Below are 25,538 nucleotides of genomic sequence, written 5' to 3' on the forward strand. Positions count from 1 at the left end.
TTTGCTGCTTTACCAAAGGATAGGGATATTTTAGGATGAAGTTAAATGATAAATATTTTTTTAGTATGAGTTATTTAGATAATGAAATTACCTCCATTGAGAGCGGTACACTGCTTTGAATCCGTCGCTCGAAACTTAAGTTTTTCGACTGCGGCGGCGGAACTGAGTGTGACGCAAAGTGCGGTGAGCCATCAGATCCGTCTACTTGAGGATTACTTAGGTGAAATACTGTTTATTCGGCAAGGGAGGAAATTATCCCTATCGGAAAGTGGAGAGCAGTACCTAGAAGAAGTGAGCCCTGCTATCGCTTCCATTGCCAAAGCGAGCCAGAGAATTAGAGAAGGTGAGCAAGGGACAATCCGTTTGGCGTTATACAGTTCCCTTGCGGTGAAATGGCTTATACCACGCTTATCGGAATTCAAGCGACTCTACCCAGATATTGAGCTAACACTAAACATGGTGGCAGAGGATCCCGATCTTTCCGATAAAACGGGAGATTGCTTTATTACCGTTGAACAACCTACGCGAAACTACGTGGCCGTGCCGCTTTATAATGAAGTCCTTTATCCGGTTTGCAGTCAAAAAATATGGAAAGAAATCCACGATAAACCGTTACCAGAGGCGATTTGGGATTATCCCATACTGTCAACCGATTCGGTATTTAGAGAAAGGGGGAGAGATTGGAAAAAATGGTGCGAAGCAGGGGGAATTGAGTTACCAAAAACCATCGATATGCAGCATTTTAGTCATATGTTGCTTGCAGTAGAAGCGGCTAAATATGACCAAGGAATCACATTTGCTAATGGCTATATGGTCACGGAGCGCGATCTGCAAGATTTGGTCATGATACCGTCACACGGTTTGGAAACCGGGGATCATTTCTACTTTGTTTACAAAAATAGCCGAGCCCGTCAGCCTGAAATCAAAAAATTGGCTAACTGGTTGCAGCAACAATGCGTCTAAGAATGCGTATCTCATTACGTTTAATAATACGCGAACTTAACCCCCAAGATAGCACAAGTGACGGTCTCTCCTGACACAACGCGATAGACTGTGTGAGCGTCAGGAGATTTCGGTTAAACCATCTCTTCTACGTGATGGATGTTATGCAGCAGTTGCAGAACTTTGTCGATAGAAAAATGTTTGTCGACGGCTAAGGTAAATTCACACAGTGCGACTTTAATGATCAACACGTTTAATTCAGGGAAGTTGGGGTGGGGTTCCAATGCAATACTTTCGATAAGCCCCAAGCGTATAAAGGTGTGACCAAATTTGTAATTGGCATCCTTGATATCAATAATGTGCTTACCCTGATTGGCGATGATTAAATCAACACCATCAGTCATTATCATCGAGCGAAGCAGTTTGTATTGTACGAAGTTATGGTACAGATCCATCAGACTACTGCGTTTGCGCTCGGTGAGCGACAGCTCGCTTTGATAGGCCAAAATGTGTAAAGGATCGATGGGCTTTTCAGTACCGCAATAAAAACTGTAGGTCACTTTGTCGAGTAAGCTGTGATCATTCAACTCGTTAGAAACTGGGTAATGCTTACGTGGTGAAACCATTTCCCGTAGCAGTTTGATGACATGGCTCGCGACGTCTTGAGAAACAAGGTTGTACTTGATCACCATCTCACCTTGAATGGACTGCAATCCGATATAGTTATCAAGTAAATCTCCTCCGTGAGTGAGAAAGAGCACGTCGGTATACCACATTTTTTCAGCCTGAATGCGTTCCCCATCAATCTTTAGATGCAAAATAAAGTCATTTTGAATGATGACGACTTCAGGATAGAGCAACATGCCTGGTTTCATGTTCCTTCTTTCTTGGTGAACTGGAATTTTGAAGCTATAGACGGCATCGTCAAAGAAATGCTGTTGCTCGGAAAATTGCGGAGGAATATCTTGTTCTGACCGGATTTCGACCAACCAAGGGCCGAACTGGTCATACTCTTTTTTTAGGTCGTACATACCTTACCTTCCTTGCTGTCTAGTAATTAATCAATACAACTCTATGTAAAATAATAGCACTTTGTTGTGATCTTTCTCGAAAGACACCAGAAAGGGTATGGATATGAGCGGAAAATTAAAGGGAAATGGCGCGTTCCGGGCTCCTAGAGATCGATATGAGATTGGTGTGAGGAGGGAAGGGACAGGAGAAAGAGGAAACAAGAGAAATGGCCTCTTGTTTCCATGTTTAGTTGGGCTTCTTTGTTTGGAATGAGTTATTCGTAATGAGTTGTCTGAAGTTAGCTGCTTAGGCAGCCCTTAGTTAGAAAAATACTGCTGCGCCAAGGAAGAAGTGAGTGTTCCTGCCATAATAGTCATGAACCCCACCTGTTACCCAATTTGTTGAGTTGTTTAACGTGACAGCATCAGAGTATGACTCTAGGTAGAGCTCTCCCCAAGGAACAGGCGCCCATGCGGTGCCGAGGTTAAACATAGAGGTTTTGGTGGCAACGGCGTTGGTGGTGTTGTCTCGCTCAATGCCAAACTCGTACCCACCATAAATGCGCACAGAATCGGAAACGTATAGGTTTGCGCCTAGACCAAAGTTGTCGGTGGTGGTATTTAAGTCGGTGCCACCGGTGCCGTTGCGCGCTTCAAATCGTTCAAATCGAGCAGACAGGGAAGCGTCGCCGTCTAAGAAGTGCTGCTCTACACCAAGTGCCAATTGTTTAATATTGGCATTATTTAGTGTGATCTCTTGGTTTGCATCGCCGAGCAAATCAATCACCTTTCCTGAAATATCGTTGGCTTGGTTATAGGCCGCGACAAAATAAGTCCCAAGGGACGTTGTGTAAGTAGTGGCGGCGCCAAACCCACTATCGATGGTGATTTCGTCACTCACAGCTGGCAGAAATGCACCAAAGTTCAGACGGTTACCAAATCCAATGTGGTCTTCGGACCGCTTGGCTTGGTATTGCAGCCCAATATAGAAGTTATCGGTTTCTTTCTTCCATATCAGGGTGTTTTTAGTGCGGCGACTACCCAGTTGGTCTGACTGCATCATGTTTAATCCGCCAGCAAAATAGGCGTAGTAACCGACGTCGGATTTTACGTAGGGGCTTTCTTGGCGACCAATCGTAATGTCGCCATAGGTCGTATGGCCAAAGCCTACATAGGTTTGTCGTTGGGCTAAAGCGACATCGGATTCATCGGATTGGGTGCCAAAGTTGACATCGTATTCAAGTTTAACAATGGCGCGATAATCTCCGAGGGTATGGGTGATGTCAAATCCAATCCAAGAGCCGGGATCTTCGATGTAGAGGTTGCCAGACTCGTAACCAATGGCATCGCCACTGCCCATTGGAGATTCTGGGTCATAATGATAGCTGCTCAAATGCGCGGCAATGGCACCATACATCGTCAGATCTGTGTTGTCATCGCTGTAGAGCTCCACTGCAGTGGAAGAAAAAGTTGCCAAAGCTAGTAGGGAAAGGGCGTGCGAAAAATTTAATTGCTTCATATTTTTGTACTTATATTAGGTAATTAAAAGCGAGTGTTTGTTTAAAACACCAGCGACTACTTTATTAATTAGATAATACTTTGATTATTGATATGTATAATATTTGTTAATCTGATTAACGGCCTTAATAACCAATAATTATCGCAAGCAGTCTATTAATAAAATGCCATTGTATTCATGAGGTTTATCACAGTTTATTTTTTTATAAGTTTTTATGCATTCGATTATCACGGGGTAATTGAGGCGTTGTATTGATAAATTGAATTGATGATGTGATTTTTATCATTACTGGTAGTTATAACGAGTTTGAGGTGAATATGAGTGATTTGGAGTATTGTTGAAGAGATGTAAAAAAGCCCTTAAGAGAACTTAAGGGCTGAATTGGTCGTTACGTTTTATCTAGATTAGGCTTAGAAGAATACGGCTGCGCCTAGGAAGAAGTGTGTGCCTTTTGACTCTGCACCAATTTCACCGGTCGTATAGTTAGCTGCTTTGTTTAGCTTAAGATCATCAGTGTAGCTCTCTAGGTACACTTCACCCCATGGTACTGGCGCCCACGCTGTACCAATATTAAACATTGAGACTTCTGAAGTAGTTGAATCTGTTTTATTATCCGTTTCCTTGGCCATTTCATATCCACCATAAATACGTACACTCTCAGATACATATAGGTTGGCACCTAGGCCGAAGTTATGTGTGCTACTGTCAAACGCGTTAAGACCATCTTTAGCTTCGAATTGCTCAAATCGAGCAGATAACGATAAAGCACCGTCCATTAGGTGCTGTTCAATAGCGATAGCATATTGCTTAATGTCTGCGTCTGTTGCTGTGATATTTCCTGATTGCGTTACACCATAATCACCTTCTGATAGGTAGTCGTACATTTTACCGTTGATACCATTCGCTTGGTTGTAAGAAACGGCCACGTAAGTTGCAGTGTCAAATGTATAAGTTACTGCAGCACCGAATCCATCATCGATTTGGATTGCAGGCCCGTATTTCAACTCAGTACCGTCGAACTCACCACCAACCAAGAAAGAACCAAAGTTCAATCCATTACCAAACTTAATGTTGTCTACAGAACGTTTCGCTTGGTATTGAAGACCCACGTACAAGTTGTCAAAATCGTGTTGCCATACAATCGTGTTTGGAGAGCGGCGGCTTCCCAACTCATCGGATTGCATCATGTTTAAACCGCCTGCCCAGTAGGCGTAGTAGCCTTTGTCTGTTTTCATGTACGGGCTTTCTTGGCGACCAATGGTCACACTACCAAAGTCTTCATGGCGGAATCCTGCATAGGTGATTCGGTCACTAAGTGCTTCTTGTTCCGTAAAATCGGCGTTGATATCCGTTTTGGTGCCAAAGTTCACATCCCACTCTAAACGTGCCAGTGCTGACCATTTACCGATAGTGTGCGTTACATCAAAACCAAAATAAGAGCCTGGATCTTCAATATGGGTGGCATCGCTGTTGTAGTCGAGACCTGCAGGGTTACCAATAATCGTTGATTCATCGTAATCGTACTTGCTGACTTGTGCAGCAATTGCACCTGTCATATTAACAACGGTTCCTTCGTTATTATAAAGCTCAATCGCGCCAACTTGTGAAGCGGCAAATACACTGATTGCAAGCGTAGAAAGTTTAAATAGACCTTTCATAGTTAGTTCCTTTTTATTGTTATCCATTTTTGGAGTTTATTACCCCATTTAAAAATAGGTTCTATTTTTAAATACCACTGTTGGGGGACAGGTTTACATATTGCTAGTATTTCAGTTTTGTATATTTTTCTTGTATTCCAATTCGCGAATTCATCTACGCGTCATTTGAGTTAAGTGTAAAATATTTCTTTCAAACAGGTGTTTAATCTAGGTCACATAAATTGGACCGATGTTTTTTTAACTATTATGTTTGTCAATAGTTGAGAGGGGGTAACTGACAGGAAATAAGATTGGTGTTAACTGGATGTTTCTCGTTATAGGTGCGTTGTTATTGTTTTAGGTTTTTGGATTACTTCTGTGAATGATAAAAATAACTCTTTCGGGTTGTCTGCTAATGGGTCTTCCTCGGTTGCTGGCCTGCTGGCCTGCTGGCCTGCTGGGTATTTGATTGCTTGCTGGGTATTGGTTGAGCATTGGCTGGGTTGATGGTTTTTTACCTTTTGTGTGTCATTTTTAGGTGCGGTGGCGCGGGGATAAGGGTGTTATTCACTAAATGCGGTAATTATCCATTGAGGGCAATGTGAAAGCAGCTTAGGATATCGCTAGGTAAAATAAGGAGTAAACCTATGGTTTCAACAGCGGTTTCAACATCAGCTTCAAAAGCAGTTTCGAAAGTCACCACTGCGCCAAGTGGGCCAGAGCTGTCACAGTTGGTTCAGGGGTATTGGCGACTAGCTGATTGGGGTATGACCCCTCAGGAACGATTAACCTTTCTCAAACAGCATATTGAACTCGGTGTAACAACGGTTGATCACGCCGACATTTATGGCAATTATGAATGTGAACAGTTGTTTGGTGAAGCATTAGCGCTAGATAGCCAAATCAGGGATGAGATTCAAATCATCACTAAATGCGATATCAATTTATGCAGTGAAAAATTTGCTGCTCGCAAAATCAATCATTACGACACCAGTGCAAAACACATCTACCAGTCTGTAGATAATTCCTTGCAGCGACTTGGGGTTAATGAGATAGATGTGTTGTTGATACACCGCCCAGACGTATTAATGGATGCCGATGAAGTGGCAGAAGCGTTTACTGAACTGCATAAAGTCGGCAAAGTGAAGCATTTTGGTGTGTCCAATTTCTCACCTCGTCAATTTGACTTGCTGCAGTCCCGTCTTAGCAAACCATTAGTGACCAACCAGGTGGAAATCAATCCACTGAACTTTGAAGTGGCTCATGATGGTACGCTTGACCAGCTACAGCAACTTCGCGTTTCTCCAATGGCGTTGTCAACACTGGCTGGTGGCGAAATATTCTCCGGACAATCTGAGCAAGTACAACGTGTTCGCGGTGAATTGGAAGCGATTCGTCAAGAGGTGGGTGCGAGCAGTATTGATCAAATTATTTTCGCTTGGGTGAAGCGCTTGCCGTCAAAGCCCCTGCCTATTGTAGGCTCAGGTAAAATTGATCGTGTTAAAGCGGCGGTAGAGGCAATGGATATTGAGCTTACCCGTGAGCAATGGTATCGAGTTTGGGTGGCGTCTAAAGGCCATGGTGTGCCATAAGCATCATTCGATAAAAGTGCATTAACAAACAGAGACGAATTGAATTTTCTTAACGTTTCCGTTTAGTGCCTTAAATACAACCGCACGTGCTAGGTCTAACTACCTAAATGAAGTGACTTCATTATGCTGTGCGGTTTTTTGTGCCTAAAATCTGAATCCTCCCTTTACCCTTCAATAAAAGACGACGGCTTTATCAGTTTATTTCTTTGTTTCTTTCTCTATGTATTCTTTACCATAGAACCATAGAACCATAGAACCATAGAACCATAGAACCATAGAACCATCTTAGAAACGAGTATGTCGTTAAAGTACGCACTCTGATTGTTCTTTTTTGTATTGTTATGTTATAACGTAACAAATTTACGTAATTCGCTCATTACCTATGTTGTACAGACCCTTTCATTTAGCCATTAGCCTAATTTGTTTCACTGTTATTCTTGTTGGCATGACACTCACCAGTGGTCGATCTTTTATTGCAGATGCCTTCTCACTCGCTACTTACCCGCAGAACGACGACTACACGGTAAAAATCACCCCGTTTGATACCAAGCTTTTACTTGATTCAGATCTTGAATCGGTATCAGAGCTCAACATGGCCAATGTTGAACGTATTCATTACCGTATTCAATCCGGCGACTCGTTAAGTACGATTTTCGAAACACTGGCCCTGCCGCTCGCAACGATACCTGAACTGTTGTCGGCGGATATCTCAGATTTAAAGCTCGATAATCTTGTGCCAAAGAAACGCTTAGAGTTTGTTGTCGATAGGTCAACAAGTCAGCTTATCGCACTGACTTATCACCATAGCCTGGTTGAACGATCAGTCTATTCTCGTATCAGCAATGATGAAGAACCAAACCAAACACTGTTTCATTATGACTTCATAGAAGAGCAGGGGCAGTGGAAACCACGTATGTACATAGGCGAAATTGTTGGAAGTTTCTCTGTATCTGCCAATAAGCAAGGGTTGAGCTCTCGCCAAATCGCAACCATTAGTCGTGTTATGGCTGAAAAAATCAATTTTTCCCGTGATTTAAGGCGTGGAGACAAGTTTGAAGTATTGGTGAATGAACAATATCTAGGCTCGTATTCAACTGGAAACTCCGAGATACAAGGTGTCCGCTTTTATATAGGTAAAGATGTTGTGTCCGCCTTTTTAGCGCGAGATGGTCGATTCTATGATCGTGACGGAAACAGCTTAGAGCAAGCTTTCAATCGATACCCTGTTGCCAAAGAATATCGCAGGATCACATCGCCTTTTAATCGCGACAGAAAGCACCCAGTTACGGGAAGAGTCTCACCTCATAATGGTACCGATTTCGCGACGCCGGTAGGGGCGCCAATCTACTCGACAGGGGATGGTAAAGTGTTGGCGCTAAGGAAGCACCCATACGCGGGAAAATACTTAGTGATTGAACACAATAGTATTTATACCACACGTTACCTACATCTAAGCCGCTTTCTCGTTAAGAAGGGCGATGTAGTTAAGCGCGGGCAGAAAATTGCGTTGTCTGGTGATACCGGTCGTCTAACGGGTCCGCATCTTCACTTTGAGGTGCTAGTGCGCAACCGGCCCGTTGATCCGATGCGGGTAGATTTGCCATTGGCACAATCGCTAGCCGATAAAGAGCAGGACTCATTTTCGATGCTGATCGCCACTTTTGACGATGTCTCTTCACAGCAATGGCAGCGTCGCGGCGACGATCTGGCGGCTCGACATGCTTCTTAGTATGGGGCGCATACATAGGATGATTGGTCATCGAAAACATCGTGCAATAAAGCTCGTTCGGTTATTTTTGTTAGTGATGGTGCTGTCACCATTTTGCTACGGTCATCCACACTCTTGGATAAGCCATACCTTAACTATTCATGGAGAAGGTACTCGTGTAGATAGCCTCGAAATGGAGTGGGTGTTTGATCCTTTTACCAGTGCTTATGCATTGGATGGCGACTTTTCTATCTTCGAGAGTGAGGAGCGTGCATCACAAGAAGCACGGCGTTTAATGTCGAATTTGCTTAATACCCATTATTTTACCTATCTGTATCTGAATGGTGAGCCACTTAAGTTTCGAATACCTACATCGTACTCTTTAAAAAAGCGTGGTAAGAGAATGGTATTGGTATTTTTGCTTCCGCTTTCTAAATCAGTTGAACTTTCCACGCAGAGCTTGGCTATTCAGACTTATGACAACACCTACTTTATTGATATTGCGTGGAAATCTTCACGGGCGATCAAGCTAGATTCGAGTGTCGCTTCTCAATGTCACGTCGGCTTAGCACAGCCCTCGCCATCGCAAGACATTCAAAATTACGCCATGTCGCTCGCAAGAGACAGCGAAGAAGATGCGGATCTGGGCCAGCACTTTAGCCAAACGGTGAGTATCTATTGTGGTAAATAATCGACATCGAATTAAGTTTGCTTGCACGATAGTGCTTTTAAGCGTGTTGCTGATAGGTGGACTGTATTGGATTGCCGAGAACTGGGTTTACCTGCGTTGGAGTTTTCAATCGCTGCAACGGACGTTGTTAGAGCACCTCACTGACGCCCTTGAAGTGAATCAGCCAGAAGAAGGGGAGCAATGGTTCAGCGTAAGTGGCTGGAGTGGCTCACAATGGTGGGTGGTTCTTGCGGTTTGTGGCTACGGTTTTGTTCACTCACTGGGTCCTGGTCATGGTAAGTCGGTATTGCTTATTGCTATGCACGCCTCTAAACCGACGCTACGCCGGATAGCGGGTTTTGCTTTGGCAATCAATGTCGTGCAGGGTCTTAGTACTTGGCTGGTGGCATCTGCCTTGCAGTGGGTTTTAGTCTTAGGGTTTAAAGACACCATAACGTTAGTGGGCAATCTTAATCAGTGGGTTGGTGCAGGGATGCTCGCAATCGGGCTATTTGGCGTACTTAAACGAGTGGTATTTTTGTTGAGGCAAAGCGATCAAGTAAAGCAGATTGAACCGTCCATGCTATTTACTAGCAGAGCGTCCAATATTTCGTCGTCCTATTGGGTGATGCTGGTTGTGGCGCTTCGGCCATGTCTAAGTACTAGCCTGATATTTCTCTATACCGCTATGTGGTTCGAACAATCCATTGCAAATCTATTGTTAATTGCCAGCTTTGTGGGCAGTTTTTTATCTTTGCTGTTGGTCTCTATTTTAGCGCTAAGTGTCCAACGCCGTTTTGTCGTTCAAACAAAAGACAACGGGGCAGAGTCACTAGCGCATCAAAACTGGCAAAGTATAACCGTGCTAGCAATCAACCTCTTTTATATGGGGTTAGGCTGGACATTGTTAGTAAATGCAAAGGTGACAATGTCACCGATATTCTAGTGGTATGATTTTGAGGTAGTGCTTTAACTTAAGGCGCGGGTCTGTCTCGAGAGACAGGGTTGGCGAATACAAAAACGCTCTCATGAAAGAGAGCGTTTTATTGAGTGACTTTTGAGCGGATAGTGGTATTAACTAGCGCTTATTCTTCAAATAGCGCTTACGGCGTTCTTCTTTTTTCTTAATTTTCGCTTCTGTCTTACGAGCTTCTTCAATCTCGACTTCAATCAACTCTTTGGTGATCATTTCAGGCAGCTCAAGCGTAATCTGTCCAAGCGTGCCACTGCGTAGCTCATGCAGCAAAATCTCAGAAGCTTTGTGAAGATTGACACGACCACCGGATTGCAGCGCACCACGCTTCTTACCAATCAACTCCATGAGTTCTAGGTCAGATTCTGGTAGCTCTTCATCAATTTGGTAGCGATCTTTAAGTCGCTCTGCATAGTACTGCGCAAGGTATTCAACTGTATAAAAGGCCACTTCATCGTATTCAATCGCGGTATCTTTTACTGCACCGGTAGCCGCAAGGCGGAATCCACTGTGCGGGTTTTCCACTTTTGGCCACAGTACTCCTGGGGTATCAGATAGCACGACCCCATTTTGCAGGTTGATTCGTTGCTGGCGGCGAGTAACCGCAGGCTGGTTACCAGTAACGGCGATAGTGCGACCCGCAAGGCTATTAATGATGGTGGATTTACCCACGTTAGGGATACCCATGATCATGGTACGAATGTTTTTACCAATCGCTTCGCGATTTGGAGCCAGCTTTCGACAAAGCTCAAGGATTTGCTGCACTTCATGCTGATTACTGGTGGTAATCGCAATGGCTTTCACACCTTGCTCTTTTTCTAAGTGTGCAATCCACAACTCAGTTTTTTCTGGATCGGCTAAGTCACGTTTGTTCAACACTTTAACGACCGGCTTATCGCCTCTTAGGCTCGCTATTGTTGGGTTCTCACTACTAAAAGGGATTCGAGCATCAAGGACTTCGATGATGACATCGACTTGCGGAATCACTTCCTCAATTTCTTTAAGTGCCTTGTGCATGTGGCCCGGAAACCATTGAATGGACATGAATGAAACCCTCAGTGTTAAATTTTTTGCCCATTTTAGGGGGATCGTAGAGATAGTAAAGGGCTAGCGGTGTTTGATTGCCATTTATTGCTAAGAAAAATCTAGTAGAGGCTTTGTCTGTGATGTTGAGATACGCCCCGTATTTCGAGTTAAAACAGGCGATTGAAGGGAACTGTATACTTTTGTTCTGCTTTGTTGAGTTGTAATGAGCTGTAATAACCCTTTCGTTCCTCTTGTATTAGTTTTTGAAGATAGTTTTTAAAAAAGTAGCAGCCGATAAAGGAATGACCATGAGTCAACAATCAAACCACATGAGTGTTAATGAGCAAGATGGGTTCTCTGCCAAAGGGATGCAGAACATTCCAGTCTTAGAAACATGGAAAGGCGGGGTTGAGCGGTATAGCACAGAGGACAAGCTTAATACGCGACTGAAGAAAAAACCTTCGCTAAGGGTTGCGCTAAAACAGTCGGAAACGGTTTAACCCTTTTAACTAACGGAGATAGGTAAGATTATGAAAATGTGCAATTTTAGTTTGTTGATTGCGGTTTCGATTGGTTTAGTAGCTGGCAGTACCCATGCCGCGGATACTATAGAACAGCAAAAAATAGACAGTAGCTTGATAGGAGAAAGGATACTGGCGATGGAGGCAAAGGGTCTACTTGATTTGATTCCGTATCAAACGGGATCCGAACTCGTTTATCCTGAACCTGTAGCGGATAGTGTTAACGGTGCTGTGAATTTGCAGCAAGGGTGGACACTAGCATCACAGCAAGAATTTTACTATACCACCCAAGGTTCCCAGATCCTTCCATATAAGTGGTATTTACACTTAGAGCAGAGTGACAGCGTGGCGCTTTTTCGCAGTGATGCCAATATTCAACAATATGGTTATATCGCGAGTGAGGCAAGCGAACTGAATCCGGATGGTTTAAGTGTTGGCTTTGCAAAAGATGTGGGTAGCGATGGAAAAGCGTGGGTGGGGTTAACCTGTGCAGCCTGTCATACAACGGAAGTTACCTACCAAGATTTGCGAATGCGGATTGATGGTGGGCCGACAATGGCGGATTTTCAGACATTTAATGTCGATTTGGTGGCTGCACTAACCGCAACGTTAGCTGATCCTGAAAAATTTTCCCGCTTTGCTGACAACATGTTGCTAGACAAGAATACATCAAGCTCCGAACAAGCGGCATTAAAGAAGGCGTTGCAGGAACAAATTGTCGTATTGAGTAATCGTAACATGATCAATGTCCCTAACGACCAACAAGTACCCTACGGTTATGGAAGGCTAGACGCGATCGGTGCGATTTTCAATCAAGTTTTGAGTGTTTTTACTGCTGAGCCGACGAATGCTCGCCCAGCAAATGCGCCAGTCAGTTACCCCTTTATCTGGGGGACGCATCAGTCTGATTATGTTCAGTGGACGGGATTTGCGCCTAACGGGCCGTTAAGTATTGGAGCTTTGATTCGAAATGGTGGCGAGGTACTTGGGGTTTATGGAAAAATCGATATCAATAGCCAGAGTCATGGGCTTGGCTATAGTAGCTCGATAGACTTTAACGGATTGGGCCTATTAGAAGCTCGCGTTGCGCAGCTGAGATCCCCACAATGGCCGAGTGAAGCAAAGTTAGCGGCATTCCAGATTGATACAGACAAAAGCCAAGCAGGGAAAGCTCTGTATGATAAAGAATGTGCAAGTTGTCACACTACTGTTGCGCGTGCTGACGAAGGGCAAAATTACCAAGCCGTGTTAACGCCGCTTTCGGAAATACAAACCGACTCTCAAGAAATCTTAAACTTAGTGGCGTTGAGAAACGCTGATAACTACCAAGGTCGTAAAGAAGCAATCGTGGCGGGGCCAACGATAGGGTATACCACTCTTGGTCTTAATCCGTTGGTGAATTCTGTGGTTGGTAGTGCTATCGATCAACTTGAAGATGCCGCACGAGCCGCATTCGTACAGTATATGGGAGGCAAGTTAGCGGCTAATGAGAACAACGGAATTAACGTATCTGATAAAGATAAAGCACTCCAGCAAGCAGAAGTGGTCGCTGAGTTTGCGGCTCTCAAAGATGCTTATGGTGAGCTCATTAAGGTGTATAAAAGGTGTGAGGCGTATCGAGCTGGTTCAACTAAATGTTCTCAAGCGCTTGAGCTCACGATTAAATTGGTGAAAGGCAAGGCGCTAGCCAAAGATATAGACAGTCAAATAACCCAGTTTTTTGAGTCCCAAAAACCGAGTCCAGTTAACGAAGAAGTCCTAACAGGACAGGTATATAAAGCACGGCCACTTAATGGTATTTGGGCAACGGCTCCGTATCTACATAATGGGTCAGTATTGAGCTTGATGGAGTTGCTTACTCCGCCAAAAGAACGTTTAAAAACATTCTACGTAGGAAGTCGCGAACTTGATCCTGTTAACGTGGGTTTCGTCAATGAACAAACGGAGCACTCTTCACTGCTTGATACGTCTTTGTTGGGTAATAATAATCAGGGCCATGTGTATGGCACACAACTGTCCGTTCAAGAAAAGCAAACGTTAGTGGAGTATATGAAAACGTTGTAACGAAATACTTACTCGTAGCGGTACGCCTATCGTTGACAATGCTCAGTATTAAATGAGCATTGTCTTTTTCATCGATCTCACTTTTTAGTTTGTGAGTTGAAGAAAACAGATTCACAGTAAAAGAATAATAAGGCCCCTAACCAATAAAGACCCACCACCGAATGCATTTGATGGGTCTTAAGCCTATTTTATTGGCAAACCGTACTCCAGCTGTTGTCGCTGCCGGGTATGGTTTGAGTCCAGTATTTGGCTTGGTAGATACTGTCTTGATACACCATTTTATCACCACTGCTTGCGTGACTCGGGTTACCTTGCCAGTCTAGCTGTGGCCAATTTGGATAGACATCAATACCGGTAACGTCGCAAGTACCACCTCCGTTTCCCCCACCAGTATTGCCATCGACTTCACCCGTCACTTTAAGCGTGACAGAAGAGAAGCTTGAGTAACCTTTTAACATGACAAAGTAAGTATCGGACGTTGGAGTAGTGTATTGGCATGACTCTGCGTTACCGCTTTTATAAGGGCGGCAATCATAGCGAGTTGAGCTGGCTTTTTGACCCGGGTTAACATAAAGATCGACGTCGCCAGAACCGCCACTGGTAGAAATAGACAGGTTTTTGGTTCCTGCTGGCACAGGGATAGAGAAGTGAATCTCCGCAGACGATGAACCCGCTAGCCCAGACTTGGTTTCGCCGATGGCTATTTCCTTGGATGTTGGGGGATCAACTGGGCCGCCATTACCAGAATCAATAATGCTGAGTCCGTTGGTTGCTTTGCTTAGAACAAGGGAGTCTCCTATGTCACTGGCTGACCACCACTGAATACTTCCGGGCAGCATTAATGGGTCGAGGTCTCGCTGTGATTTCGTTAGTGTCTCTGCGCCTGAGCTAAATTGTGCGGTGCGAACCGTGAGTTTTTCTTGCGTGACACTGATAACTTTAAACTGCTGGATACTGGCAAAATCGATTGTCCAACTTTTAGGATCATTGGCGGAACGAGCAGGTGCACCCCAACTACCTTCACCAACATAGACGGTCCCACCCGTTGTCGTGCTAGTAAAGCCAATACCAGAGGGCTTCAGCGCTTGTGTGATTTTATTGATATGAGTGTCAGACTCAACCACAAGGTTAACCCCATGATTGTAGAAAAGCTGTGCCCACCAACTCACCAGAATGGTGTTGTCTGACTTTCCGGTGTAATGGGGATACATGGGTTTGTGGTACTGCGCCATTCTCCATTTTGCTGAGCCGGCATTTATCGATAAGTCTTGTGAAAGCCACTGGTTCATGCTGTTGGCATGGCTAGACCAGCCACTATTTTTAAATTGACTATTGAGCGTGTAGACCCGTAGCAATGGCGAGATATTAAATGCGCCGAACGTGTCTTTGGCATCACAGTAATTATCACTATTATAATCTACGCCAAATACCTGACATAACGTGTTGTAATTGCGATCTTCGTGATTACCATGAGTGGCGATAAATGGGTAGATGCGTTTGTAAGCCGTGCCTTCGATAACATCATTTGAAAAGGTGAGTTGCCAATCCGACAAATACTCAGACATTTCACTGGCGGTGTTGGCATTGGTGTAATCGCCGCCATGCATAATAAAAAGAGGTCTTATTTTGGCAACGAGCTGGTTGCCTTTGCGTCTTGTCGTCCAACCGGTTCGAGTGTCTCCTCCCGCTATCACCGTATAAGGGCTGTTATCGGTAGGGGCAGTTTTGAACCACAGCCTTTCACCACAGCCACTGCTTGAACAGACACGATAGTAAACGGGAGAGTTGGCGGGCAGTGAAGAGAGGGTGACAAACTCGCTTTCTAGCGTGTTGTCGAAGGTTGTTGAGGTATGAGGAGACTTTGACTGCCAATTTTGTTCATTGGGCGAAAATCCATAAGTAACATAGTATTCGGCGTTGGTGGTGGGCGTGTAGCCAATTGTGGCTTCAAATTGAGGGGAGTTATCCCAAATGAGTCGGTGGTAGATCGCCTCCGCGTTGGCTGAGGAGGAGAGGGTGAATATGATAATAGTCGCAAGGTAAAATAGCCCCTTCATTGTCGTTTCCTTATTGTTTTTAGCTAATTGAGCGTGCTGGTTGTTTAGGTTAATAGTTAATAGTTAATAGTTATTAGTGAACAGTTAATAGGTGATCGCTAATAGGTAATCGTTAAGTGCGAGGTATCGTCAGAGACTAATATGACGAAAGCCGCATTTTGGTATGGCAGTCGTAAGTCGTTATTATTAAAGAAGTTGACGCTTCTCGCGCCTTTGCCATGGCGGGAATAAATAGCGTCTAGCTTTGGTTCTTTAGTTGCACTCCAGTAATCCCCAGATAGGATGAAAGGAAAGAAATCAGTATCGATCGTTGCCGTTCCTATTCTATGGCGGGAGGTCCTAATGGAATTGAGTTCGTGATAGGTAGGGAGTCGCCATCGTGTCGCGCCACATAATTGTTCATTATTGGTGGCATCGACTAAATCTTGGGTATCACATTGCTGCCCAACTAAGTGGCAATCCCCCTTATTGGATGCACCTTGTATTTTGGTTGTCCCTTTCGGCATTTGTGTGCTTTTTAGGTCGGACTCAAATGGATTGGAATTGATTAACCATGAGTAGGTCCAATTAGCATGATGCACTCCTTCATCATCGGTTTTTTTCTCCCAAAGTAGCTTAGTTTTTTGGTCATAAATGCATGACCAAGGGCCTTGCCAAGGCGAGACAAATAAACCGTTGAGTGAGATTTTAGAATATCGAGTTGATGCGGGTTCGCTAGGTCGTTGATGAGGAAATACGAATAGTCCTATTACGACGAAGACGAATAATAGCAGTGAGCTTAAGATTCGAAGTTTCATAGCGGGAGCACCAATTGTATTGGTTTTTGGTGCCGAGTATGGCCGATCTGACTCCGATCAAACGCAGCAACCCACATGCACACCGTACCGTGGAAGGGAAGATCGGTTTGAGAGCCTGTTTGTTTTTTCCGCGCCATTTCTAACGACCATACTCCGTCGTTCCAAGTCGCGAATGCACGAACATCGCCACGATCGCCTTCAAACTGATTAGATTGTAAAATGACGGACGGTAGGAATGTGCCTTCGGGGTAGTGGTCGTTTTGTGGTTTGTAAGGTTCGCTGCCAAACCATGTGAGGGATTGTGCTGAAGAAAAGGAAGCGGTAGGCAGCCTTTTAGGTATGATGTGCTCAGTTTGAAACCATTGCCAGTTCATCGTGTATCCGCCGCTCTCTTTTGCATCGCTGTAGTAGCCTGCTGTGTATCGTTTTTGTCCCGCCCTTGGCTCTAATGCAGGACCGATATGGCTATCATCGGCTTGAACCATTGGATTGGTTCTAACGGCTTTCCAGTGCCACAGATCTTTTAGATCTCCGCTTGTGTAGTGATAGCCTTTGCCATGCCAGTTGGCTGGTGCATGGTGTAAGGGTTTTGGTCCCAGCTTGACACTTCCATCGGCCCCATATCCGCATGATTGAGAGAACATGACGGCAAACTTGTCTTCGTAAAATCTCGACTCTTCAAAGGTATCGAATTGGCTTTGCTTTACCTTCCAGCGGCCATTTGTTTTCACGAGCGGGAGGTGTTCAAGGCTTTGAGATGGGTCTTGCCAAGTAAAATAAAAAATCAGCTCTTCAGAGTTGTAGGCGGCTTGGACGCTAATTTCTGTTTGACCACTTTGGAAATTGTCGCCGCCGGTGGTCTGAACTTTCAAAATGGGTGAGTTATCCCAAAAATTCTCAGACTTCACGCCATCAACAACAAATAAAGATTGATTGTTGATTTCCAAAGCGTTGAGTTTATAGAAGGGTGGTTGGAAAAATAGGGTGTAGAAAAGTAACAGCGAAAGGACAATGACACTGGTGGTAAAGCTAAGGAGACGAAGCGTAAGCCCACGAGTAGGCGTGGGGAGTAGCCAATGAACGCTGTTTTTTCCTAGCTGAATGACATAGATCCAACTGTGTAGTACTAAGTAGCTGATAATGCCAATAGCGGAGTATAAATGTAGGCGTGAGGTCTGGATTAGAGCTGTGTCAAGGTAGTGGAACCAACCGGACAAAATGGTTAGCAGCAAAACCGTGATGCCATAATATCGTGTGAGTCGATGGTAGCGACTGGGTGTATGAGTATCACGACGACGATGTTGGTAACTTCTCCATTTGAAAGTCGCGTAGACAGCGGACAATATTGATAAGCATGAGGCTGAAAGGAAGTGCCACGTGTAGACATCTCCTTGAAGTAGAACGGGGGATAAAAATTGCCATTGTTCTTCCGTCATGAGTGTAAATCTAATTCCACTTGTTAGGCTTATTAGGATGGACAGCACCGTGACTAAATGGAGGCATCTGATGACTTGTTTGGATGGTAGCCAAAAATGGGTGTTCATGCGCCGGACTCTTGAAAAATTTCATGAACTATAGGTAGTGGTTAGGATGTTGTAGGTTTTAGTTACAATAAGGGGAAGGGAATGGCCAAACTTTGCGACGTATTTCGAGGTTTTAATGCGATATCTATGCAGAGAAAGTTGGGTAAATTGAGGGGTAAGCTGCTTTTGTGTGGATTTTTTAGAATTGAACGGAGACTAATGGGTAGAACGGGTAGTAGAGGAAGAGGTCGCGAGGAAAGGATAAGTGCTATATGGTTTTGTTTTTTAGGCTAGATTAAATACAAAGTCCCTCTTTGCAAGGGACTTTGGGAATATATCAATTCAATGGTCTATACGTTTAAATCGTATAATACGTACCAGAGTAGGTCTGAATTAATAAGGACTAGTCTTTTACACGCTCTAATACAGACGCATCAGTATGAGCAAATACACCACTGTAGATTTTTAGCATAGTAGATTGAGAGTAAGTGAGTTTGTCACCCTCAATATTTAGATTCATAGTAAAGTCAGTCGTACTTGCATTTTCAGTCATAAAATTAGACTCAGCAACACCACGGCCTGACATCTTTAATGTCATGTTATTTCCGGCAGGGCCTTCTGCTGTTACACACGTTGTTCTTGGTACACAGAAAGAGTTGTAAACAATTTGGTTTTCTTGGTCATAAATAAAATAACCGCGTTGGTCATGGAATTTAGAATCGTCTTTTTTTCTGAATACTTCTTGCTTGTAATAAAGGGCAACAAGTGTTTGTTTACTAGCGTTCACAGCGTCAGCGGCCACTTCGAATGTCATGACTTCATAAAATGGAGTCACAGCTGGAGCGCCTTTACCCTGTGGTGTGCCAGCTTGAGCAGGAGACATATCAACACCGCCGGTTTCTGCTGTTTTCCATGTGCCTACAAGTTGCGCTAATGGGCCAAAGTCTAAACCGTTAATTACCGTATGAGCGGCGTAAGATGACATAGGCGTTAATGCTAAAGATGTTAAGGCTAAAGTTGTTGCTAATTTCATTTTTACTTCCTGTATGTTTTATTTACTTCGTTGTTATGTCGGTATAATAGATTGTTAATTTGCTTTAGAAATTAATCGAAATCAATTTATTTTCAAAAGAACAATAAAAAATTGAAAATATACATTGGAAAATGTTGCGGGATGTAAGTGTTATTGTGAAATGCATTTATCTGAAGCATGGTGTTGGTGGTGTTTATTTGCGTTGATTATAGGCTGATGTGATTGGATTATAGTAAATAACTGATATAACTAACATTAATAAATGGTGGCGCGAACGCGTTTCTGAATGTATCGTTTCACTTATGTGAGTGTTATGCCTGATTTCAGATAATAAGTGAAAGGTCAAACCTGAGCACTTGGGATAAAAAATAGGCCATATTTTCATAGGGGGAAAAGTATGGCCTAAGCGGCTTAATGTGCAGAGCTAGCGTTAATTAAAGTGCTCTGCAAGCTGAAGGTTAAGTAAAGAGTTTCCCGTCAACGATGACGGCTTCGGTTTGGTAGTGTTCATCTAGGATAGTTGCTGCGGCGATATACTCAGGCTTAAGGTAGCCAAGAGTTTGTTCACTTTGTAATGCGTGAGCTGGGTAGGTTGATGCCATCTTAAATACTTCGCACTCATCAATACCCCAACTAATGGCATAGGCGACGGACTGGTCCATGCCAATATGAGCCCCAGCCAAACTGCCATTGGCATTGACTAGCTGATTATCAACAACCCGAATTACTTCGTCATTTAGGACAAAATAGTCGTCGCTACTACCCACCGTTGCCATGGCATCCGTTACTATTACTAACTTTCCTTTTGGTTTTATTCGCTGCGCTAATTTCACACTCGTTGGATCGACATGAATACCATCGGTAATGATTGAGCACCAAGCGTGGTCTGTCATTAGTGCACTGCCGACCACTCCAGGCTCGCGGCCAGTAAAAGGAGACATGGCGTTGTAGAGGTGAGTAAAGCCATTGATATAAGATAAAGTGTCTGGATTTAATTGGCTTTGAGTCGCGTTGCTGTGCCCACACGATAGAATAATGCCTTGCTGGGATAGCCACTCTATGGCTTCGTGGTTGACCTCTTCTGGTGCCAATGTGATGAGCACCTTGCCATGAGTTGGCCAAGTCAGCGCTTTTAATGACGAGACGCTAGGGTCATAGAAGTGGTGGCTGTCATGAGCGCCTTTTTTGTTGGGGCTCAGCCATGGGCCTTCTAAATGAACGCCTATCACACCGGTAATATTGGCATTCAGTGCGTCTTCGGTAGCGATTAAGGCTTGATTGATTTTATCTTGGCTGTCACTGATGAGGGTGGGTAATAAATACGCAGTGCCATGTTTTCGGTGAGCGTCACAAATGGTGCGAATACCGTCCGCGTCAGTGTCCTGATTGAACATGACCCCGCCACCCCCGTTGACTTGAAGGTCGATAAATCCCGGGGTGACCGTTGAATTCGGGTAGTGACTAATCTGCGCATGGCTAGGGACAGAGGCGTTAGGTACGATACCAATAATGCGCTGGTTCTCCCAAAGTAAGGCAGAATCCAAGTGCATGGTTTCGCCATCAAAAATGCGGTGAGCGGAAATAGCGTGTAGTGTCATACGGAATCCTTGTCTCTTTGCTAATATTGCGTCTGGTCGGCATTCTACTCATTGACAGTATGGTATGTGTCAGCGAAATTGTATGTTCTAGTCAAAAAGCGCAGCAGCGCCCAGTAAGCAGGCGTCATGGTTGCCTTTTGCTTTGGTGATAGTGACTTGAAAGACCGCGGGTTTGTTTGCTATGTAGCGCCTTATCCTTTCAATATATCCATCGGCAAGGCCAACGCCACCACCAATGACGATAATATCTAAGTCTAGGCTGGCTTTTAAATTGCTGCATACGGTGGCAATGGCTTGCGCGCTACTGTCAATAATAGCGTTAGCTTGTGTGTCGTGGTGAGCTCGTTGGAATAATTCAACATTAGTGATACAAGCCGATATTTGTTGGCGAGCCACCTTTTGTATTGCGGTGCCGGAGGCTAGGGCTTCAACACAGCCTTGTAGACCACATCCACATAAAGGCCCGTTTGGGTCAACAACCATATGACCAATATGTCCCGCGAAATTGTTGTGGCCTCGATGGAGCTTTCCATCGATGATGAGTCCACCGCCAACACCAGTCGATACTGTGAGGTATGCCATATTGTTAGCGCCATGACCAATATGTAAATATTCATACCAAGCGGCGGCTTGCGCGTCGTTTAGCATGAGCGTTGGTTTATTGGTCGCTTTTTCCAGTGCTTGCTGAAGGGGAAATGGGGTAGGGAAGGCGAGTGTATCGGGGTTGATGGCGCTGATACCTTGCTCGGTGACTAGGCCTGTTGTCGACACGCCGATTTTATCCACCTCGTTAAGCCACGTTTGGCAGTGTTCGAGAATGTAGCCAGCAAACTGCTCTGCTGAAAGCGCACGGGTGGTAGGAATCTGTATTCGTTCGTCAAGTTGCCCGTCTTTAATCAATCCCAGAGCAATCTTTGTGCCCCCAATATCTATAGCAAGGGTGTTCATTAGTGTACCTCGGCAGCGCGCGTAGCTTGATTAAACCAACCAGTCACGACTTCTAGTCTTGTGAGGGCAGAACCAACGGTGACTGCCGTGGCGCCGCATTCAATGGCCTTGGCGGCGAGTTCTGGTGTGTTATATCGACCTTCCGCCATTGTAAAGAATCCCGCCTGCGAAAACTGTCTAACAAGTTCAAAATCTGGCTCAGTAGGTTCGACGTCACCGACATAACCCGATAGGGTAGAACCAATGATTTCAACACCATGCTCATGAGCCCAGCGCCCATCTTCAAAGCAGGCGCTATCTGCCATCGCAAAGCAGCCCGATTTTTTGATAGTAGCGATAATGGATTCTCTGCTTTCTGGTCTTGGTCTGTCGGTGGAGTCAAAGGCAATAATGGTCGCGCCAGCCTCGGCCAATGCGGTCACATCACTGCAGTATGGCGTGATTCTTACCGAGCTATCGACTAGGTCTCGCTTCACAATTCCAATGATTGGTATACCCACGTGAGCCGAAACCGCTTTAACATTACGGACACTTTCAATTCTTAACGCTCGAGCCCCTGCTTGTTCGGCGGCTTGAGCCATCGCCACCACAATCTCGGTTTTAGCAAGCGGGCTGCCATCTACAGGTTGTATAGAAACGACAGTCTGTCCGTTAAGAATTCCTTTTAAATCATTGATGTTAATCGCTTTATCTCTCACGGTGGACCTCTCAAATCAAGTGTTACTACAAAAAAATGTAAATGGACAAGGGCACTAGATGAGTACTTTGAATGTTATCTGGTTCGAATATCTGCCCGTGATCACATTTTGTTAAATCTAGGTTTGAAAATAATCTTCACCGCTATGATAATCCATAACGAAGATTTTTTTCAAACAAAATAAAATTTTTTTTTGAAAGTGGTGAAATCAGGTAGAAAATAAATATAAGGGAACAATATGAAAGCCATGAACAAAATTACCATCGCGATGCTGACACTCGGATTTGCAGTTTCAGCACAAGCAGCAACAACACTAAAAATGGGTATGCAGGCGTCGGTTGGATCGGTTGAGTACACGTCAGCTAAATTGCTTGCCGATACCATTGAAGAGCTTAGTGATGGTGAATTGAAACTATCACTTTTTCCAAGCGCACAGCTTGGTGATGACCGAGCAATGTTGCAACAGTTAAGCATGGGCGATTTGGACATTACTTATGCAGAGTTTGGGCGAATGGGTCTTTGGATCCCACGAGCTGAAGCTGTTACGTTGCCTTACGTCGCTAAGGATTACGAGCATCTGCGCCGTATGTTTGAATCGGACTTTGGACAAGGCATCCGTGAGGAAATGCTGACTAAATTTAACTGGCGTGCTTTGGACACATGGTACAACGGTACTCGTGAAACCACATCAAACCGACCATTGGAATCGATCAGTGATTTTAAAGGATTGAAACTTCGTGTTCCAAATGCCAAACCAAACTTGAATTACGCGAAGCTGTCTGGCGCCTCTCCAACACCCATGGCGTTCTCTGAAGTGTATTTGGCACTGCAAACCAATGCGGTAGATGGTCAAGAGAACCCACTTCCAACAATTAAAACGATGAAGTTTTACGAGGTTCAAAAGAACCTAGCCATCACTAATCATATTGTTAACGATCAAATGGTGATCATTTCAGATACGACATGGCAGAAGTTGTCTGATGCAGAGCGTAATGTTGTCACTGAAGCCGTAGCAAAAGCGGGGGCTGCGCATACGGCTTCAGTGAAACAACAAGAAGCTGAATTGGTCGCTTTCTTTGAATCTGAAGGGGTTAACGTCACTTACCCTGATTTGGCACCATTCCGTCAAGCAATGGAGCCACTGTATTCAGAGTTTGAAGCAAAAATTGGTCAGCCGATTGTGAAAAAATTAGCCGGAATGTAAGGACTAAGCCTAAACAATAGGTCGCGATTTACTTTGGTTGTAAACAAGCTTGGCTGGCCATTAGGGGCCAGCCTTGGAGCTAAAAATGTTACGTAAGATTATTGATAATATAGAAGAAATTATAACGGTTCCTCTAATGGCGGTGTTGCTGGCAGTGTTGACGTGGCAAATAGGCACACGATGGCTGTTAAATGACCCATCCCTTTGGAGCGAAGAGTTAGCAAGGCTGCTCTTTATGTATATGTCGTTAATTGGTTGCGCATTGGCAATCAAAAGCGGGTCACACGTCAAAATCACATTTTTCTCGGATAAGCTTTCCTACAATACTCGCTTTGTACTGGCTTTCACTCTGGAACTGGCGGTTTTAGCTTCTATTTTCGCCATCGTCTACCTTGGTTATCAACACGTGCAACGTACCGCATTTTTTGAACTGATTACATTGGAAATATCCAGTAAATGGATGAACTACAGCTTGCCAGTGGGTGGGGCGTTTATGGTGGTTCGCCAAGTGGAAAAAATGGTTCAGCTCGTAAAGGATTTTCGTCGCAACGACGAAGTAGAGTGTGAGCAGAGCTCGCAAACAATGGCTAGGTAGGATTCGATATGGCAGGTTCAATTTTTGGCTGGTTAGCCCTTCTTTTTGCAGGGATGCCAGTAGGCTTCTCACTCATTTTTGTCGCGCTGGTATTTTTGCTATTGACACAAAGTACCGGTATTAACTTCGCTGCTCAGCAAATGCTGGGGGGTATCAATAACTTTACCTTACTTTCTGTTCCGTTCTTTGTATTAACTGGGCACCTAATGAACAGTGCTGGTATTACAGAGCGAATTTTTAATTTCGCCAAATCTATGGTTGGCCACATTACGGGCAGCTTAGGGCATGTCAATATCATGGCAAGCCTGCTGTTTTCTGGAATGTCTGGTTCGGCTTTGGCCGACGCGGGTGGTCTTGGGCAGTTAGAAATTAAGTCAATGAGAGATGCAAAATACGACGACGATTTTGCTGGTGGACTTACGGCGGCATCATGCATTATTGGTCCCCTGGTGCCACCATCGGTTCCGTTAGTTATTTACGGTGTCGTGTCTAATACGTCCATTGGCGCATTGTTTCTCGCAGGTGCAATACCGGGTTTAATGTGCGCGGCATCGCTCATGATTATGAGCTATGTCATTTGTAAGAAACGCGGCTATATGACGCTACCTCGTGCATCTCGCCGAGACCAGTTTAAGTCACTTAAAGAAGCGTTTTTGTCGCTATTAACCCCCGTCATTATTATTGGCGGTATTTTCTCTGGTAAGTTCACACCAACAGAAGCGGCGGTTGTATCCTCTTTATATGCGCTATTTTTGGGTACGGTGGTATATCGTCAATTAACACTTTCTAGTTTTGTACATATTTTAAAAGAAACGGTTAACACCACAGCGGTAGTGGCTCTAATGGTGATGGGTGTAACGGTGTTTGGTTGGATTGTTGCGCGTGAGCAATTGCCACAAATGATGGCGGACTACTTCCTAACCATTAGTGATAACCCTCTGGTTCTATTGTTACTTATCAATTTACTCCTGCTGTTTTTGGGTACGTTTATTGAATCACTGGCACTATTGCTGTTATTGGTTCCCTTCTTAGTACCCGTCGCGGCCGCGGTCGGTATTGACCCGGTGCATTTCGGTGTCATGGCTATTTTGAATTTAATGATTGGTATTTTGACACCGCCGATGGGGATGGCTTTGTACGTCGTTTCGAAAGTCGGTGACATTCCATTCCACACGTTAACAAGAGGCGTTATTCCATTGTTGGTGCCTTTGTTTATTGTGTTGGCGCTGATTGCGGTGTTCCCTCAATTTACGTTGTTCCTACCAGAACTTATGTTGGGATACGGGCAGTAGCCAAGTAATGAGCCATTTGAGCATTAGGTTATTCAAGTGATCATCACGCTAGTGCTTAAAAAGAAACGAGACCAACTTATAAGATGGAATAGGGACCTCTGTTCCATCGATATGACCAGAATATATAGATGT

21 protein-coding genes are annotated in these 25,538 nt (G+C 44.4%); 10 read left to right on the forward strand and 11 right to left on the reverse strand.

Annotation, left to right across the window (positions count from 1 at the left end; translation table 11 throughout):
* Window positions 1-81 precede the first annotated feature (81 nt).
* Window positions 82-963 carry a LysR substrate-binding domain-containing protein gene (locus MD535_RS04920; protein ID WP_265673816.1) on the forward strand — a complete coding sequence of 294 codons (882 nt, stop codon included), beginning with the start codon at window positions 82-84 and terminating at the stop codon, window positions 961-963.
* A 113-nt stretch (window positions 964-1,076) separates the two neighbouring features.
* On the opposite strand, the gene MD535_RS04925 is transcribed toward MD535_RS04920, so the two are convergent.
* From MD535_RS04925 to MD535_RS04935, 3 genes are all read right to left on the reverse strand, one after another.
* Window positions 1,077-1,973 (reverse strand): hypothetical protein, encoded by an 897-nt coding sequence (locus MD535_RS04925; protein ID WP_265673817.1) that lies wholly within the window; start codon window positions 1,971-1,973, stop codon window positions 1,077-1,079.
* Window positions 1,974-2,274: 301 nt separating this feature from the next.
* The gene (locus MD535_RS04930) at window positions 2,275-3,471 is read right to left on the reverse strand and encodes a porin (RefSeq protein ID WP_265673818.1); all 1,197 of its coding nucleotides are present in this window, start codon (window positions 3,469-3,471) and stop codon (window positions 2,275-2,277) included.
* A gap of 410 nt (window positions 3,472-3,881) precedes the next feature.
* Window positions 3,882-5,129 (reverse strand): porin, encoded by a 1,248-nt coding sequence (locus MD535_RS04935; RefSeq protein ID WP_265673819.1) that lies wholly within the window; start codon window positions 5,127-5,129, stop codon window positions 3,882-3,884.
* Window positions 5,130-5,755: 626 nt separating this feature from the next.
* Here MD535_RS04935 and MD535_RS04940 point away from each other — a divergent pair.
* The 4 genes from MD535_RS04940 (at window position 5,756) to MD535_RS04955 (ending at window position 10,024) form a co-directional block, all read left to right on the forward strand.
* A complete protein-coding gene (locus MD535_RS04940) occupies window positions 5,756-6,700 on the forward strand; it encodes an aldo/keto reductase (RefSeq protein WP_265673820.1) in 945 nt (314 codons plus the stop codon).
* Between the two features lie 445 nt (window positions 6,701-7,145).
* On the forward strand, window positions 7,146-8,429 hold the full coding sequence (locus tag MD535_RS04945; protein WP_390902894.1) for a peptidoglycan DD-metalloendopeptidase family protein: 1,284 nt from the start codon (window positions 7,146-7,148) through the stop codon (window positions 8,427-8,429).
* Window positions 8,430-8,448: 19 nt separating this feature from the next.
* The gene (locus MD535_RS04950) at window positions 8,449-9,099 is read left to right on the forward strand and encodes a DUF1007 family protein (protein WP_265673822.1); all 651 of its coding nucleotides are present in this window, start codon (window positions 8,449-8,451) and stop codon (window positions 9,097-9,099) included.
* Window positions 9,089-10,024: a hypothetical protein gene (locus tag MD535_RS04955; protein WP_265673823.1), complete on the forward strand. Its 936-nt coding sequence runs from the start codon at window positions 9,089-9,091 to the stop codon at window positions 10,022-10,024. The genes MD535_RS04950 and MD535_RS04955 overlap by 11 nt, the downstream gene beginning before the upstream one ends.
* Window positions 10,025-10,156: 132 nt before the next feature.
* Here the strand turns inward: MD535_RS04955 and ylqF are convergent, their stop codons facing one another.
* Window positions 10,157-11,095 carry a ribosome biogenesis GTPase YlqF gene (ylqF, locus tag MD535_RS04960; protein ID WP_265673824.1) on the reverse strand — a complete coding sequence of 313 codons (939 nt, stop codon included), beginning with the start codon at window positions 11,093-11,095 and terminating at the stop codon, window positions 10,157-10,159.
* Window positions 11,096-11,385: 290 nt separating this feature from the next.
* Between ylqF and MD535_RS04965 the strand changes: the two genes are divergently transcribed.
* Window positions 11,386-11,577 (forward strand): hypothetical protein, encoded by a 192-nt coding sequence (locus MD535_RS04965; protein ID WP_265673825.1) that lies wholly within the window; start codon window positions 11,386-11,388, stop codon window positions 11,575-11,577.
* Window positions 11,578-11,607: 30 nt separating this feature from the next.
* Window positions 11,608-13,662 (forward strand): di-heme-cytochrome C peroxidase, encoded by a 2,055-nt coding sequence (locus tag MD535_RS04970; RefSeq protein ID WP_265673826.1) that lies wholly within the window; start codon window positions 11,608-11,610, stop codon window positions 13,660-13,662.
* Window positions 13,663-13,850: 188 nt separating this feature from the next.
* Here MD535_RS04970 and MD535_RS04975 read toward each other — a convergent pair whose 3' ends face one another.
* The 7 genes from MD535_RS04975 to MD535_RS05005 all read right to left on the reverse strand — a co-directional run bounded on the left by MD535_RS04975 (window position 13,851) and on the right by MD535_RS05005 (window position 22,301).
* Entirely contained in the window at window positions 13,851-15,719 is a 1,869-nt protein-coding gene (locus MD535_RS04975) for a cellulose-binding domain-containing protein (RefSeq protein WP_265673827.1), read from the reverse strand.
* Window positions 15,720-15,817: 98 nt separating this feature from the next.
* The gene (locus tag MD535_RS04980; RefSeq protein WP_265673828.1) at window positions 15,818-16,516 is read right to left on the reverse strand and encodes an Lcl C-terminal domain-containing protein; all 699 of its coding nucleotides are present in this window, start codon (window positions 16,514-16,516) and stop codon (window positions 15,818-15,820) included.
* Window positions 16,513-17,952, reverse strand: coding sequence for an ethylbenzene dehydrogenase-related protein (locus MD535_RS04985; protein WP_265673829.1), 1,440 nt, complete (start codon window positions 17,950-17,952; stop codon window positions 16,513-16,515). Before MD535_RS04985 ends, MD535_RS04980 begins: the two co-directional genes overlap by 4 nt.
* A gap of 490 nt (window positions 17,953-18,442) precedes the next feature.
* Window positions 18,443-19,072 (reverse strand): heme-binding beta-barrel domain-containing protein, encoded by a 630-nt coding sequence (locus MD535_RS04990; RefSeq protein ID WP_265673830.1) that lies wholly within the window; start codon window positions 19,070-19,072, stop codon window positions 18,443-18,445.
* 458 nt (window positions 19,073-19,530) lie between these two features.
* Window positions 19,531-20,670 carry an N-acetylglucosamine-6-phosphate deacetylase gene (nagA, locus tag MD535_RS04995; protein ID WP_265673831.1) on the reverse strand — a complete coding sequence of 380 codons (1,140 nt, stop codon included), beginning with the start codon at window positions 20,668-20,670 and terminating at the stop codon, window positions 19,531-19,533.
* A gap of 87 nt (window positions 20,671-20,757) precedes the next feature.
* Window positions 20,758-21,618: an N-acetylmannosamine kinase gene (locus MD535_RS05000; RefSeq protein WP_265673832.1), complete on the reverse strand. Its 861-nt coding sequence runs from the start codon at window positions 21,616-21,618 to the stop codon at window positions 20,758-20,760.
* Window positions 21,618-22,301, reverse strand: a complete 684-nt coding sequence (locus tag MD535_RS05005) for an N-acetylmannosamine-6-phosphate 2-epimerase (protein ID WP_390902895.1) — start codon at window positions 22,299-22,301, stop codon at window positions 21,618-21,620. The genes MD535_RS05000 and MD535_RS05005 overlap by 1 nt, the downstream gene beginning before the upstream one ends.
* Window positions 22,302-22,553: 252 nt before the next feature.
* On the opposite strand from MD535_RS05005, the gene MD535_RS05010 reads away from it, so the two are divergent.
* The 3 genes from MD535_RS05010 (at window position 22,554) to MD535_RS05020 (ending at window position 25,406) form a co-directional block, all read left to right on the forward strand.
* A complete protein-coding gene (locus tag MD535_RS05010; RefSeq protein ID WP_265673834.1) occupies window positions 22,554-23,519 on the forward strand; it encodes a sialic acid TRAP transporter substrate-binding protein SiaP in 966 nt (321 codons plus the stop codon).
* Between the two features lie 73 nt (window positions 23,520-23,592).
* Window positions 23,593-24,114, forward strand: coding sequence for a TRAP transporter small permease (locus MD535_RS05015; protein ID WP_265673835.1), 522 nt, complete (start codon window positions 23,593-23,595; stop codon window positions 24,112-24,114).
* Window positions 24,115-24,122: 8 nt separating this feature from the next.
* Window positions 24,123-25,406, forward strand: coding sequence for a TRAP transporter large permease (locus tag MD535_RS05020; protein WP_265673836.1), 1,284 nt, complete (start codon window positions 24,123-24,125; stop codon window positions 25,404-25,406).
* Window positions 25,407-25,538: the final 132 nt, after the last annotated feature.

This window comes from Vibrio qingdaonensis (assembly GCF_026191675.1).
Taxonomy (GTDB): Bacteria; Pseudomonadota; Gammaproteobacteria; order Enterobacterales; family Vibrionaceae; genus Vibrio; species Vibrio qingdaonensis.